Genomic DNA, 14337 nt, shown 5'->3' with positions numbered 1-14337 from the left:
TAACTAACATGTTAATATTTTCCCGAGACAAACTAACATGTCAGTGAGGCTATATAGCATGTTAGCATGTTATTCATATATTCCTATTACAGGAGGTTATTTTGTGGATGTGGCTAATGTTGTAATCGGTTTCATTATGGTATTATCATTTTTTGGATTGGTGTGGTATTGCGTCAAGGGGTATAACCTCATGGTGGGTTTCTTCGTCATGTCGGTCCTGTGGACCTCGATTGCCCTGATCGGCAATTCTATTCATCCAACCTCCGTTATGGAGGGCAAGACCTTTATTGACGTCCTGACGAACGTCTTCCAGACGGGTCCGGAGAACTACGGTAAAGCGATTCTGGTTAACATCTTCTTCGGCGCCTTCTTCGGCAGAGTCTTGATCGACACAGGGATTGCTGCAACGCTGATCCGTAAGGTGGTAGAGCTCGGCGGAGACAAACCAAGAATTACGATGTCGCTCTTATGTATTGTTACTGCGGTAATCTTCACCTCTATGACGGGTATCGGTCCGGTAATCTCCATTGCCGTAATCGTACTGCCGATCATGCTGTCACTGGGAATACCTTCACCGATTGCCTTGTTCTCCTTCATGGGCTCCATTATGGCCGGTATTTTCGGGAACATTGTTAACTTCAAGCAGTATCAGGCTATTTTTGCCACAGCCAATGAAAGTTATGCCAGCTACGACTACAATACATACTTCAAATTCGGCATGATTGCGATGGCTGTCTCCCTGATCGTTGTTCTGGTGGTATCTAACCTGTCCATGAACAAGAAGGTCTCCCGTGCCTGGGCAGCCACTCCGGATGCCGGAACTACGGTTGATGCCCCTGCAATCTCCTGGATTTCCATCATCCTGCCGGTAATCGGTGTGGTGGTGTTCAAGCTTCCGATTATCTTCGGATTTATCGTTGCCGGTCTGTTCGCCTTACTGACCTGCGGCAAGTTAAAGGGTGGTTTTGCAAGCGTTTGCAGAATGCTGTCTAAGCAATTCGCAGACGGGGCCATCGATGTGGCGCCGATGATCGGATTCTTGCTCACATTGTCCATGTTCAATAATGCGGCAACCTATGCTTCGCCTTATTTCAAAACCTTGCTTGACGGTGCAATGCCTCAGACGGCGTTATTGCTCTGTATCGTATTCGCCATCCTGACACCGCTCGGCTTCTTCCGCGGCCCGATGAACCTGGTCGGTTCCGGTTCGGCCATTCTGGCAGTAGTTGTGGCTACCGCAGCCTGGCCTGTACAGTTCCTGTATCCTTTGTTCGCCATCACTACAGTAGCGCCGCAGCATTTGGACGTTACCCAATCCTGGGTAGCCTGGGGCTTCGGATATACGAAGGTTCCGGCCAAGGAATATATGAAGATGTCCATTCCTACAGGCTGGATTATCGGGATTATTCTCTGTGCGATTGTATTCTTCATGTACGGCAATTTGGTGTAGCACCGCTTATGTCCAAATGAACCGGCTGCTGCGTCCCTGTCCGTCAGGAGCCGGTTATTCAACCTTCAGTACAATTTAATGAAGAGAAACGGAGAAATCATATGGGTAAAATGGTTAGAATGGGGATCGACGTCGGCGGAACACATACAAAAGCAGTTGCCATCGACAACGAAACACATGAAATTATCGGGAAATCGTCCGTCAAGACTACGCATGATCATGCGAGAGGTGTAGCCGCCGGTGTTGTGAAATGTTTTCAGAATTGTCTGAAAGAAAATAACATCAAGCCGGAAGATGTAGTCTTCGTTGCACACAGCACAACGCAGGCAACCAATGCGCTGATTGAAGGCGATATCGCACAGGTTGGCATCATTGGCATGGCTAAGGGCGGCCTTGAAGGGTGGCTGGCCAAACGTCAGACCAAACTGCAGAACATCGATCTGGGCAACAGCAAAGAGATCAAAATCTACAATAGCTTCATTAATATTAAGAAAATGTCCGAAGCCTCCGTGCTGCAGGTCATCGATGATCTTAAGCGTCAGGGAGCACAGGTGATTGTGCCTTCCATGGCTTTTGGCGTAGATAATGGCAGACCTGAAGAGCTTGTATATATAGAAGCGGAGAAAAAAGGCATCCCGACCACCATGGCGTCCGATATCACCAAATTGTACGGGCTCACCCGCAGAACTAGAACAGCAGCAATCAATGCAAGCATTCTGCCCAAGATGCTGGATACCGCCAATTCAACCGAACAGTCTGTAAGGGAAGCCGGCGTCCATGTACCTCTGATGATCATGAGAGGCGACGGCGGGGTTATGGAAATCAGCGAAATGAAGAAACGTCCTGTGCTTACGATGCTGTCGGGTCCGGCGGCCTCAGTCATGGGGTCTTTGATGTATCTGAGAGCCTCTAACGGTGTGTATTTCGAGGTAGGTGGAACCACAACCAATATCGGGGTTATCAAAAACGGCCGTCCGGCCATTGATTATTCCATCGTCGGCGGTCATCCGACCTATGTCAATTCACTGGATGTGCGCGTCCTCGGTGTCGCGGGCGGTTCAATGATCCGGGCGAACAAAAGCGGAGTGGTGGATGTCGGACCGAGATCGGCACATATCGGCGGCCTGGATTATTCGGTATTTACCGATCCGGACAAGATTAAGGGTGCCAAGGTGGAATTTTTCTCGCCCAAACCGGGTGATCCGGCAGATTATGTCGCCATCCGTCTGGAGAACGGGGAGCGTGTGACGATCACGAATTCCTGTGCTGCGAACGTGCTGGGCCTTGTGAAGCCGGAGCATTTCTCCTACGGGAATGTGGAAGCTGCCAGACGGGCGATGCAGGCGCTGGCTGATTATTGCGGAACGACGGTAGAAGATATTGCCAAGCAGATTATGGAAAAAGCGTATGCGAAGATCGAACCGATCATTCTGTCGCTGGCCGAGAAATATAAACTGGAGAAAGACCAGATCTCTCTGGTCGGAGTTGGCGGGGGAGCCGCTTCGCTCATTGTCTATTTCTCTGAGAAAATGGGCCTGAAATACAGCATCCCTGAGAATGCTGAGGTAATCTCGTCCATTGGTGTTGCCCTGTCCATGGTGCGGGACGTGGTAGAGCGGATCATTCCGTCACCTTCCAAAGAAGTGATTGCCGCACTCAAAATGGAAGCGATGAACAAGGCGATTCAGAGCGGAGCCACTCCGGAAAGCATCGAGATCCATATCGATATCGATCCGCAGACGTCCAAGGTTACCGCGATTGCTACGGGTTCCACGGAAGTGAAGACGACCGAGCTGCTGAAGGAATGTGATGAAGCGGAGCTCCGCGAGCTGGCCGCGAAGGATATGCGTATTTCCATCGACCGGACACAGCTGCTTGAGAAAACGAGGTATGTCAGTATTTTCGGCGAAAAGGTTGAGAAGGCCGGTGAAGCGGGTGCAGTCCGCATTCTGGACACCAAAGGGTTCATTAAGGTGCAACGAGGCCGGGCAATGGCCCTCAAGACAACTGCCGGAGATTACCTGAATGCCGTCAAAAAGCTCTGGGAGGCTATGGCCGTCTACCAGACTGAACTGATCGCCCGGCCGGACTTCTATCTGTGTATCGGTGCCCGGGTGATGGACTTTACCGCTTCCGATTTCGAACAGCTGGAGCTGCTGATGGATATCGAAATTTCCACGTTTGAGCCGGATACGGAGGTTATCGTTGTCGCTGCCAATGTCAAGCAGAGCTAACGCTAATCTATTGAAGTTATTCATAGCCATATTAATGAAGGAATGAAGAATGGGGGCAGCATGCAGGTGCAGATGAAGCTGGGTGTAATGATGCGTGATTTGCTGCAGGTAGAGGATGAGGCTTGGGGGCTGTACGCTTTTTCCAGGGACATTCTGAACCGGCGCATTCTGCCTGAAACCAAGACAGAGATGATTGCCAAAGCTACAGCCTGCGGTAAAGCCTATGCACAGCGGATCATCCGTGAATACGGAACCCGTGATGTCCGCGTGATCGCGGACAAATTGAAGCTGAAGCTAGAATTTCAAAGTGCGCTTATGACAGGGAAACGTGTGCTTTTTGCCTGCTATACCCCGCCGTACACAATCGAAATTATGGAGGAGCCCGTGCGCAGAGCGGCGGAGCTGGTCCAGGAGGAAGAGCCGGCGCTAGTTGAACTTTTTCAGCAAGCTGGTATAATGAATACTATCCTTGGACACGAAATTTTTCATTTTGTAGAAGACCAGTTTGCACATGAAATCTACACCCGGACTGAGAAGATTCTGCTATGGAACCTGCTTGGGTTCAAGAATTATTCTACAATACGCACCTTGAGTGAAGTGGGAGCCATGGCCTTTACACAGGAACTGAATAGACTCAGCTACGCGCCGTTTATTCTGGATGTTCTGTTGTATTACAGCTATGATGCTGCCAGTGCGGAGAAAATATATCGTGATGTACTAGGAGTGAGTTCAGGAAGGTGTAGGGAACCCGTTGAAGATTATTAATAACAGTAATTCACTAAATGATGTAACTTACAATAAAATAAGAGAAGACATCATGAATATGACGTTGGAGCCGGGAATGGATGTCAGTGTGCAGAAGCTCTCTGAACGCTATGGCGTAAGCCGGACACCGGTACGGGAAGCAGTAGTCCGCCTTCAACAGTCTGGACTGGTGGAAATATATCCTCAGCGCAAAACAGTAGTCTCAAAAATTGATCTGCAGCGGGTCCGTGAGGAATGGTTCATCCGCACATCGCTTGAATCTGCCGTGATCGATGAATTCATCCGCAAGTGCAGTGAGCTTGTAGCAGATACGATGCAGGAACTGATTAACAAACAGAAGAAATATATGGACAAGAAATATTTCCGGGAATTTTACTTCAAGGACAATCGTTTCCACCAGCTGATCTTTCAGACGGCCGGGGAAGAGCTATCCTGGTTTACGATTGAAGAGGTAGCCTCGCACTATAACCGTATCCGTCTGCTCTATGGCAAGATGGAGGGCGTGCAGCAATCCGATATTGATAAACATGTGAAGATGGTAGCGGCCACCCGCAAGCGTGATGTGGAGGGAATGCGCAAGATTGTGATGGAGCATTCCAATACATTGCTGGAACGGGTACAGGTGATGTCCAAGCAATACCCGCAATTTTTCTGAAATATGGTAAGCATATGTTTAAGGCGTATCCTTGAAGCCTGCTCCGTTTGGAGTATGACTTCCGGTATACGCCTTTTGTTGCGGTGCAATACCTACAGCTTCTTAAGCCGCCGGTAATACAGCCAGGTTCTGCCTGCGAATGAGCCGAAGAGAAGGATACTGAGGAACATAAGTGAAGTATTCCATGCCCGGGAAGCGGTGATTCCGTCTTGCAGCATGCCGTCAATAAATGCCGTCACATTCAGGCTGTAGAGCAGAATCACCGGAAGAAACAATGCTGTATAGCTGATGGCAATTTTACGGGCGTGCTTCAAGCGGTGGTACGGGTCACTGTAGATCTCCGGTTGTTCAGCACGGTCCAGCTCCTCCCGGCTCCAGAGGGTCCATTTCTGCAGAGAAGAGGACGAGCTATAGACTTTATTCCAGCCTGCCTGCCGGTGCAGCTCGAAATATTCTTCATCGCCAATGACCTGATAGTCGGCGTGATACTTCATGATACGTGGACTGCCTTGGCTGAAATGGAACAGGGTGCCTCCCGGGCCGACTTTATACAGATTCCAGCCCAGCCGTTCCTTATTCTCCAGCCATTCCTCCAGCCGGTCAGGAGCGTACATCCAGCCTAACTTCAACTTCGTCATCGTAACACCCGCTGGCTTCTGCGGTTCGTGTGACTTCTTGAAGTCCTCATGATTCAAGAGTAACCCCTTGCTGGCCGCCCGGAGCTTAATAATCGAATAGATTGCAAGTACGAGCAGGATCACAGCCAAGGCTGCTGCGGCCCAGGTTACTGCCCACATAGGGCTTGGCTGTACCTGAAGTGGAGCATCCTGGGTCAAGGAAAAGCCTAGAGCAATCAGCGGAATCATTGCAATGAGCAGCAAATAAAGAAGTATTCCCATAAAAAGATATGAGATCTTGCGGTTTCGCCTCAAGACATCCTTGCGGGAAGGGTAAGCCTTAATCTGTGACGGCTGCTGATCATTCTCGTAGACGCTCCACTTGCCTTGCTGCAGGTGCTTGCTCCAGCCTTGAGCGGCAAGAGAAGAAGACATGGAAGGCTGCGAGGATGGAGCATAACCGATCTGATAGGAACGTTGTGCCGGTTGATCTTGCCGGAAGGTGAACCGCCGGAGTAGCAGATTCCACTCCATCAGCACCCAACCCTGACTAGCCATATCGGCCAGCCAGGCTTCTGACTTGGGCAGGTCGTAGCTCCAGAAGGGCCGAAATACCCTTTTCATACAAATTCCTCCTCACTGGTAATGGCATTGCGGTGAAGTTCCTTTAATCTGCTGATTTCTGCGCGCATTAGTGCTTTCCCCAGATCTGAAACCTCGTATACCGTTTTTCTCTCTTCATCAGCGAATATAACAATCAGACCATCCTTGTTCATCTTCGTCAAAGTTCCATATACCGTACCGGAACCCAGTCTAAGCCGTCCCTCAGACAGCTCATCCACATGCTTGATGATTCCATATCCGTGGCGGGGTATGGTTAGGGACAACAGAATATAGAAGGCCGTCTCTGTCATCGGCACGTACTTTTTCAGCACTTTATCCATTGTGGACAACACATTCACCTGCTTCGCCAGTTCATTGTGCATAACTCATGGCCTTCAATATAATATGTCTTGCCGTGACTATGTCATAACGTGACTATATCACGATGCGACATAAGTTTCAAGGTTAGGGCAATTAATGTGCCGTCAGAGTCAGCGGTTGACATACAGGCTGCCAGCTATCAGGAACCAGCTGCGGCTCCGAACAATAAACCGTTTGCAAATACCGGCTGAGCGGGGATATTTGTCCTTCGACCAGCACTTCCTTGATCTCCGATGGTTTGGTGGGTATCGCCTGCCCGGTTGCTGACATGAACTCTGTAAGGGGCAGCAGCATCCCGCAGCTTTTGCGGTAGGACATCCGGTGCGGGAATCTGGGCGAGCTGCCGGAATCATATTTGGATAGCCTGATCTGATCAAACTGTCCGGTGAGCAGCTCGCTGGCATCGAATTTCAGGATGGCAAAAACTTCACCGGGCTCTCTACGGGAATACATCGCCGCCATCGCCAGGCAATCCCGCCAGGTCGGCCATAAGAACACATGTCGGTCAAGGCAGAGACGGAATTCTTCAGGGGTTGTGTCCGGGTCCATCGCTTCAGGTGTGATGCGCAGATGGGAATTCAGGACAACCGGCTGACCGGCGTATTCAATCTGGAGGGCTGTAGTTCTGCGTGCTCCGGCTGCATGATCTGGACTTAATACGGCTGGGGCGAATAATGCGTCAAGTGCAGCCATGGCGGGCAAATTCCGGGCCCGGGTGAAGTGGTATAACGAAGTGCGGAGCGGGCTTTTAGTAATGGCTGCAATCAGTGAATGTTTCATAGTGTTATTTTATCCTTTGCGCGAAATCAATATTTTGTTATTTTAGAAAAGGAATTGCTGAAAGGGAAAGGATGAGAATGATGAAAGCTGAAGCACTCGAACATAGCAGAGTGGAGGCGTTTTTGAATTTTTGCCGGAAGCACCGGGCGCAAGGCCAGATTCAGAATCCTTCATGCGGACACCCCAGATGTGAAGGTATACCAGGATCTGCTAGAGGCGATTCTGCCCCATGCTGCCGGAATGGATAAGCTGAATCTGTTTGTTCCCGCGGTAAATACTGCGGCGATGGAGGCGTTGGCAGCCGTGCGGTTTGCGGTGGAGCGGTATACCTATGTCCTCGTAAGAGAGGAGCCGCACATTCCTGAGGTCAGCCTGCCCGCCGGTTACGAGCTCATTCCCTTCCGCGCCGGAACGGATGAAGCCGTCTGGTGTGAAGTGCGAAATGCCGGTTTCGCTAAGCTGCAGGGCAACGAGACGCCGGCCACACCAGCGATGGTGAAGCAGATGATCAGCGGAGCCGACTATATAGAAGGCGGCTTATTGATACTGTACCATAACGGAAAACCCGTGGGAATTGTACGCGGCTGCGCCGATGAGTATGAGGATGAGCCTGCCATGAGTATCGGGCCGCTGGCAGTATTGCCGGAGGCTCAGGGGAGAGGACTCGGCAGAATTCTACTGCGGGCAGCACTCCGGTTCGCGGCAGAACAGTCGTATGCGCGCACCGTCCTGTGTGTGAATGCAGAGAACGAACGGGCGCAGGCTTTGTATATTGGGGAAGGCTTCAAGCAGGCGGAAGCCCTTGCCTGCCTGGCTTACACGGTGAGTGAAGAAGGGTAGCGGGGGGCTTGATGCTATATGCTGTGGAGTGGAGGCGCTGATCGGGGGAGGGGAGTTGCGATTGGTGATGTAGAGTTGAGATGCTGTTTGCTCCCATCCAACCGTGACGGACTGTAGGGACCTTATTTTGCAGGCATCTGCAAATTTAGAGATGAAGTGGACTGAGAATCGCCTATTCAGCTTAGAACACCAGAATTAGACCCATCATTCAGAGCATAGCGGAATCTCAGTCCGCGAAGCCGGCAAAACAGCTGTTTTTCCCGAAATAACGGAATCTGAGTCCGGGTGGAACGGCTGTTTGTGCTGCCTATGTGCTGTTATTCGCGGTCTACTTGCATCATCGGCCCCTTATTTATTGCTTTCTTGCAGGAGATGCACCTTGGATGTAGAAATTCAGGTCAGCAGGTTATTCAATCCAGTAAAAACCATTTACTCTCCATATGCACCATTATATTGTCAAACTCCGTCTAACCTGGACAGATTCACTATTGAAGGGGACAAGGAAATGAAAAGACTGGTGATTGTGGATGATGAGCCGTCGGTGGTGAACGGGCTGCGGACCTATGTGGACTGGGCGGCACAGGGGATTGAGCTGGTTGGAACCGCAGATGACGGGGACACGGGGCTGGCGCTGATCCGTGAGCTGAAGCCGGATATCGTACTGACGGATGTCCAGATGCCGTCCATGGACGGCATCCGCATGGCGGCTGAGGTCCGGGCGCTGCTGCCGGAGGCCAAGATCGTCTTCATCAGCGGCCACAACGATGCCGGATACCTTAAGTCCGCGCTGCAGATGCATGCGGCGGACTATATTTTTAAGCCGGTTAGCCGCAAGGAGCTGTCGGTGGTGATGGGCAAGGTGACTGCTGCGCTGGATGCGGAGACGCAGGAGCGCAAGCGGATCAAGGAGATGCAGGTGAAGCTGACGCAGAGCATGCCGCTGCTGCGCGAGAAGTTCCTGCTGTCCGTAATCAGCGATGGTGTTCATACCGCGCATATTCAGGACAAGCTGGAATTTCTGGGCTTGCAGCAGCTCGCAGCAGACAGCTACATCCTCATGGTCATTCTGCTCGATGATGTGCCGCAGGTGCTGGACACCCGCAGCGAGCAGGACAGACAGCTGCTGTCCTATACGGTGCTGAATATCATCCAGGAGCTGATTGACAAGCAGATGCGCGGTGTGACCTTCGAGAAGGAGCCGGGAGAGTACGTCGGGATTCTGCTGGCCGGACAATTGCAGGCGCAGGAGTTCAGCGAATTTCCAGAGAATGACCTGCTGGTGCTGGCAGAATCAATCCGCAGCAATCTGCGGCAATGGCTGAAGCTCAGTGTAACCATCGGTGTCGGCGAGGGGGTTGAGCACTTGCCGGAGATCCCGTCCTCCTACAAACAGGCGAGGGATGCAGCTGACCAGAAGTGGTATCTGGGCAAGAACCGGATTCTGACCATGGACAATATCGTGTCCGGAGAGCGCGGTGAGAATCTGCGTTACCGGTACGAGCCGGAGTGGGGGGAGCGGGTGTGGTCTGCCCTGAAATCCGGAGACCGCGGACGTCTGCAGACGGAGCTTGGTGACATCTTCAGTCTGCTTGGGCAGAACCGGGGACAAGGGGCGCGGTATGCGCAGAATGTCAGTCTGCATCTGATTCTGCAGTCCGGCCAGGTGCTGCTGGAGCTTGGCGGGATGACGGAGGAATGGGAAAAGCGCGAGACGGCCGCCTGGAAACAGGTTGCGCGCCAGGAGACGATGCAGGATCTGCTGGGATATACAGAAGCCTATTTGCTTGAGGTCTGTGATTTCGTCGGGATGAAGCGCAGCGGCAAGACAAGCGAAGTGATAGAACGGGTCCGTCAGCTGATTGGAGAACGGTACCCGGAGAATCTGGCAGTGGCGGATATTGCGGCAGGCGTCTATCTCAGTCCGACCTATGTCCGGCTGCTGTTCAAGCAGGAAACGGGCGAAACGCTGTTCGAGTATCTGACCAAGGTCAGAATCGAGCAGGCGAAGAAGCTGCTTAGAGACCCGCAGAACAAATTCTACGAAATCTGTTATGCGGTCGGCTACAGCGATCCCAGCCATTTCAGTAAGCTGTTCAAGAAAATAACCGGAATTACCCCCAGCGCCTACAGGGAGCAGAGTCTATGAGCAGGGGCAATCCTATGAAGATCAGGCCGCACAGGAATGTAAGCATGCCATATAAGGAGGCTGTGCAGTGAAAAAGGGCTGGAGCTATTTGACCGGACTGGGCCAGGGGATTCTGGCGGCAAGAAAGTGGCTGATTGCCTATGTGATACTCATTCTGCTGCCGGTATCCGTCATGCTGGCTTCCTTCTATCAGCGGTCCAGTGACATTCTGGAGCAAGAAGTCACCAGTACGATGCAGCTGACCCTTAAGCAGGCAGGGATGAATCTGACCTATAAGCTGGATCATATCCGTGACAGCAGCAATTCGGTGTTCATGAACCAGGTACTCTACAGTAATCTGCAGCAGAAGGACAGCATCACCGATGAGCTTAACCAGCTTAAGGAGCTGCGCAATTTAGCCGAAACCGCCCAGGAGAATGAGGATATTTTCCGGCTGCGGTTTTTTGTTGATCCTTCCCGGATGTACGGAGGGGACCGGGTGAATCTGTATCCGCTATCTGATGTAGAGCATTATCCGTGGTACAGGCAGGTGCTGGAGGCCGGGGGCGGTATGGTCTGGACCGGGGTGTATGAGGAGAGTTATATCGATTTCGGTGACAAAAAGATTTTCTCTGCCGCAAGGATGCTGCGCAATCCCAAGGCATATGAAGAGACCATCGGCATACTGGTGATGGATGTATCCCAGGATCTGATCGCAGAAGTCATGTCAGAGCTTCATTTCTCGGACAGCTATGCCCCTTATCTTCTGGATAGTGAGGGCCGGCTGATCTACAGCACCGGGGAGAACGGTCCGCAGGAAGTCAGCATGCTGCCGGAAGAACTGCTGGATACGATTAAGCAATCGGAGGAGGGAATCGTTAAGCGGACCCTCGGGCGTGAAGAGGTTAATGTGGTCTATACCACGATCGGTACTTCAGGGTGGAAAATGATCTCCCAAGTCTCTGAATCCGAGATTTCTCACCGGGCAACTGCAATGAACCAGTTCACCAGCATTGCCACGCTGGCAGGGATCACGGTCATGTTCCTGGTACTCGTGTTTGTGCTGCTGATGTTCCTCGTGCAGAACATGCAGCGCAGAGTGCAGATGATTCTGCGGATGATCCGCAAGGAGGGCATCGGCTGGCTGGAGGATAGAAGGACAATGCCGGACGGGGACTTCCGGCTGCTGGAACGCAGTGTGGACCACCTGATTCACAAGGTCAACATTCTGATGGAGGAATCTTATCAGGCGAAGATGCAGGAGCGGGAGGCGCAGCTGAGAACCCTGCAGGCCCAGATTAATCCGCATTTTCTCTATAATGCGCTGGATATGATCAACTGGTCGGCAATTTCGCATGATGCGGAGGATACCAGCCAGATGATTGAGGCGCTGGCCCGCTATTTCCGGCTTAGCCTGAATCAGGGGCGGGATAATGTCAGCCTTGCCGATGAACTGAATCTGGCCAAGGTGTTCATGGAGATTCAGCAGAACCGCTTTCCGTCCACCTTCACCTTCAGCGTCCAAGTAGAGCCGGGACTTGAACAGTATATGATTCCCAAGCTTACCCTCCAGCCGCTGGTGGAGAATGCGCTGCTGCATGGTATCCGCAAAACCCGCAGGAAGCAGGGGAATATCGCCATAACAGCCCGCCGGGAGCAGGAGGACATCCTTCTGGCGGTGTCCGATGACGGGATCGGCATGAGTCCGGAGCAGGCCAGACGGCTGCTGCTGGAGCCTTCCTCCGAGCTGCGCAGTGACGGGATGCCGGGCTCCTTCGGACTCTATAATGTCAACGAGCGGATACGATATTTTGCCGGCAACCGGTATGGCTTGTCCATTGAAACCGAACCCGGCCAAGGAACTGTGATCAACATCAGAATTAAAGCGGTTCCATTCGAATAAGCAGATTGCCTGATATACAGTCGCGTAAGACCAGAAATAATCAGATTACCATCTACAACCGCCCCCCGGTTTCTCAGTATAATCAACTCACAAACAGATGGGGGTGAATGAAATTGGGTGGGAGTGTCACGGATTTGAACCGGAAGAGCAAACTTCAGGCAACCAGAATCAGGTCCGCCAGCAAGTGGAGGCTCGCCTGGAGAAACAGGGATTATTATGTACTGCTGATACCCGGTCTGCTGTTTCTGCTACTCTTCAAATATACACCGCTGTACGGAGTGCTGATCGCATTTCAGGATTTCAACATTTTCGAGGGCATCAGAGGCAGTGAATGGGTAGGGCTGGAGCAATTCCATAAGCTTATTCAATCGGACGAATTCGGAAGGGTATTCATGAATACACTGCTTATCAGTGTGTACAAGATTGTCCTGCTGTTCCCGGTGCCGGTCCTCATCGCGCTGGTGCTGAACGAGGTCAGGCTGATGTTCTTTAAACGGACGATCCAGACGATTATTTATCTCCCGCATTTTCTGTCCTGGGTGATTATTTCCGGGTTGTTCGTCACCATCCTCTCCACCTCGGGCGGACTGGTCAATAATATCATTCAGTGGTTCGGCGGAGAACCGGTCAGCTTTTTTGTCAGCAATGATTATTTCCGCAGTGTGGTTGTCTTTACGGCCGGCTGGAAGGAATCAGGGTGGAATGCGATCGTCTTTATTGCCGCCATTGCCGGGATCGATCAGGAGCAATACGAGGCGGCTGCCATTGACGGGGCGGGTCGAATCCGCAGAATGCTGCATATCTCACTGCCGGGTATCCTGCCGACTGTGGTGCTGATGTTCATTCTCCGGCTGGGCTCGGTGCTCGATGCGGGAACGGAGCAGATTCTGACCATGTACAATCCGGTAGTCTATGAGACGGCGGATGTGATCGGCACCTTCGTCTACCGCATCGGGCTGGGCAAAATGGATTACAGCTTCAGCACCGCGGTGGGCCTGTTCAACTCGGTAGTAGGCTTCATCCTCATCGTTTCGGGAAATTATATCAGCCGGAAGCTGCTGAACCGCGGAATCTGGTAGGCGGGAAGGAGACAGTATAATCCATGACCAAACGAACCAAAGGCGACAGGCTGCTCGATATCTTTGTCTACCTGTTCCTGATTGTGCTCGGAGTGATGATGCTGCTGCCGCTGGTTAACGTATTATCGAAATCGGTCAGTGAGGAATGGGCAATTACTTCGGGAAAAGTAGGCATTCTGCCGGTAGGCTTCCAGCTCGACACCTTGCGGGAGGTTATCTCTTCCTCAATGTTCATCCGGGCGTTCTGCGTATCCGTAGGCGTCACGGTAGTGGGCACCCTGATCTCCATCTTAATGACGGCACTTACGGCCTATCCGTTATCCAAACGGAATCTGCCGGGCATTTCCTTTTTCATGGTGCTGTTCATCTTCACGATGCTGTTCAGCGGCGGGCTTATTCCCAATTACCTGCTGATGCGCCAGCTGCATCTGATCAATAATCTGTGGGTGCTTATCCTGCCCGGAATGATCAGTGTGTTCAACATGCTGGTGATAAAAAGCTACTATGAGAGTCTTCCCGAAGCCCTGGAGGAGTCGGCGCGGATCGACGGAGCCAAGACGTATACGATTCTGTTCCGGATTATTCTGCCGCTCAGTATGCCGGTGATTGCTACGATTGCGCTTTTCTATGCCGTCGGGTACTGGAATGATTACTTCGGGCCAATGATCTACATCAACGATACCGCGCTTAAGACCTTGCAGCTCTATCTTCAGGATGTGGTGATGGACGCCAGTGCAGCCAACGCAGTTAATAAAAGTGTGGATGACCTGATGAACATGTCGCCGGAGGGCATACGCGCCGCAACTGTTGTGGCTTCAACGGTTCCGATTCTGTTCGTATATCCGTTCCTGCAGAAGTATTTCATCAAAGGTGTACTGATTGGCTCGGTTAAAGGCTGAGGCGGA

12 protein-coding genes are annotated in these 14337 nt (G+C 51.8%); 9 read left to right on the top strand and 3 right to left on the bottom strand.

Going from position 1 to position 14337, the window contains the following annotated elements; all coding sequences use genetic code 11:
- Nucleotides 1-103: 103 nt before the first annotated feature.
- The 4 genes from GC101_RS18345 (at nucleotide 104) to GC101_RS18330 (ending at nucleotide 5104) form a co-directional block, all read left to right on the top strand.
- Nucleotides 104-1450: a citrate transporter gene (locus tag GC101_RS18345; RefSeq protein WP_218639448.1), complete on the top strand. Its 1347-nt coding sequence runs from the start codon at nucleotides 104-106 to the stop codon at nucleotides 1448-1450.
- Nucleotides 1451-1551: 101 nt separating this feature from the next.
- Nucleotides 1552-3684, top strand: a complete 2133-nt coding sequence (locus GC101_RS18340; protein WP_171718415.1) for a hydantoinase/oxoprolinase family protein — start codon at nucleotides 1552-1554, stop codon at nucleotides 3682-3684.
- A gap of 72 nt (nucleotides 3685-3756) precedes the next feature.
- Entirely contained in the window at nucleotides 3757-4449 is a 693-nt protein-coding gene (locus tag GC101_RS18335; RefSeq protein WP_425497152.1) for a hypothetical protein, read from the top strand.
- Entirely contained in the window at nucleotides 4436-5104 is a 669-nt protein-coding gene (locus GC101_RS18330) for a GntR family transcriptional regulator (RefSeq protein WP_039309052.1), read from the top strand. Before GC101_RS18335 ends, GC101_RS18330 begins: the two co-directional genes overlap by 14 nt.
- Nucleotides 5105-5196: 92 nt before the next feature.
- On the opposite strand, the gene GC101_RS18325 is transcribed toward GC101_RS18330, so the two are convergent.
- From GC101_RS18325 to GC101_RS18315, 3 genes are all read right to left on the bottom strand, one after another.
- Nucleotides 5197-6345 carry a DUF2812 domain-containing protein gene (locus GC101_RS18325; protein WP_171718414.1) on the bottom strand — a complete coding sequence of 383 codons (1149 nt, stop codon included), beginning with the start codon at nucleotides 6343-6345 and terminating at the stop codon, nucleotides 5197-5199.
- Nucleotides 6342-6707, bottom strand: coding sequence for a PadR family transcriptional regulator (locus GC101_RS18320; protein ID WP_246354393.1), 366 nt, complete (start codon nucleotides 6705-6707; stop codon nucleotides 6342-6344). Before GC101_RS18320 ends, GC101_RS18325 begins: the two co-directional genes overlap by 4 nt.
- A 91-nt stretch (nucleotides 6708-6798) precedes the next feature.
- Nucleotides 6799-7485 carry a DUF7002 family protein gene (locus GC101_RS18315; RefSeq protein ID WP_171718413.1) on the bottom strand — a complete coding sequence of 229 codons (687 nt, stop codon included), beginning with the start codon at nucleotides 7483-7485 and terminating at the stop codon, nucleotides 6799-6801.
- A gap of 189 nt (nucleotides 7486-7674) precedes the next feature.
- On the opposite strand from GC101_RS18315, the gene GC101_RS36775 reads away from it, so the two are divergent.
- From GC101_RS36775 to GC101_RS18290, 5 genes are all read left to right on the top strand, one after another.
- The gene (locus tag GC101_RS36775) at nucleotides 7675-8325 is read left to right on the top strand and encodes a GNAT family N-acetyltransferase (protein ID WP_171718412.1); all 651 of its coding nucleotides are present in this window, start codon (nucleotides 7675-7677) and stop codon (nucleotides 8323-8325) included.
- Nucleotides 8326-8830: 505 nt separating this feature from the next.
- On the top strand, nucleotides 8831-10471 hold the full coding sequence (locus tag GC101_RS18305) for a response regulator transcription factor (protein WP_171718411.1): 1641 nt from the start codon (nucleotides 8831-8833) through the stop codon (nucleotides 10469-10471).
- A 67-nt stretch (nucleotides 10472-10538) separates the two neighbouring features.
- Nucleotides 10539-12353, top strand: a complete 1815-nt coding sequence (locus GC101_RS18300; protein ID WP_171718410.1) for a histidine kinase — start codon at nucleotides 10539-10541, stop codon at nucleotides 12351-12353.
- A 107-nt stretch (nucleotides 12354-12460) separates the two neighbouring features.
- On the top strand, nucleotides 12461-13432 hold the full coding sequence (locus GC101_RS18295; RefSeq protein WP_171718409.1) for an ABC transporter permease: 972 nt from the start codon (nucleotides 12461-12463) through the stop codon (nucleotides 13430-13432).
- A 23-nt stretch (nucleotides 13433-13455) separates the two neighbouring features.
- Entirely contained in the window at nucleotides 13456-14331 is an 876-nt protein-coding gene (locus GC101_RS18290) for a carbohydrate ABC transporter permease (protein WP_171718408.1), read from the top strand.
- Nucleotides 14332-14337 lie beyond the last annotated feature (6 nt).

The sequence above is a fragment of the Paenibacillus phytohabitans genome (genome assembly GCF_013141775.1).
In the GTDB taxonomy this organism is placed as follows: Bacteria; Bacillota; Bacilli; order Paenibacillales; family Paenibacillaceae; genus Paenibacillus_AQ; species Paenibacillus_AQ phytohabitans.
This window is presented reverse-complemented; position numbering and strand designations above follow the sequence as displayed.

Bases quoted from the DNA above. Each gene is read 5' to 3' on its own strand.
- GC101_RS18340 (WP_171718415.1), top strand. From the start codon at position 1,552: ATGGGTAAAATGGTTAGAATGGGGATCGACGTCGGCGGAACACATACA.
- GC101_RS18335 (WP_425497152.1), top strand. From the start codon at position 3,757: ATGAAGCTGGGTGTAATGATGCGTGATTTGCTGCAGGTAGAGGATGAG.
- GC101_RS18325 (WP_171718414.1), bottom strand. From the start codon at position 6,345: ATGAAAAGGGTATTTCGGCCCTTCTGGAGCTACGACCTGCCCAAGTCA.
- GC101_RS18320 (WP_246354393.1), bottom strand. From the start codon at position 6,707: ATGCACAATGAACTGGCGAAGCAGGTGAATGTGTTGTCCACAATGGAT.
- GC101_RS18315 (WP_171718413.1), bottom strand. From the start codon at position 7,485: ATGAAACATTCACTGATTGCAGCCATTACTAAAAGCCCGCTCCGCACT.
- GC101_RS18305 (WP_171718411.1), top strand. From the start codon at position 8,831: ATGAAAAGACTGGTGATTGTGGATGATGAGCCGTCGGTGGTGAACGGG.
- GC101_RS18295 (WP_171718409.1), top strand. From the start codon at position 12,461: ATGAAATTGGGTGGGAGTGTCACGGATTTGAACCGGAAGAGCAAACTT.
- GC101_RS18290 (WP_171718408.1), top strand. From the start codon at position 13,456: ATGACCAAACGAACCAAAGGCGACAGGCTGCTCGATATCTTTGTCTAC.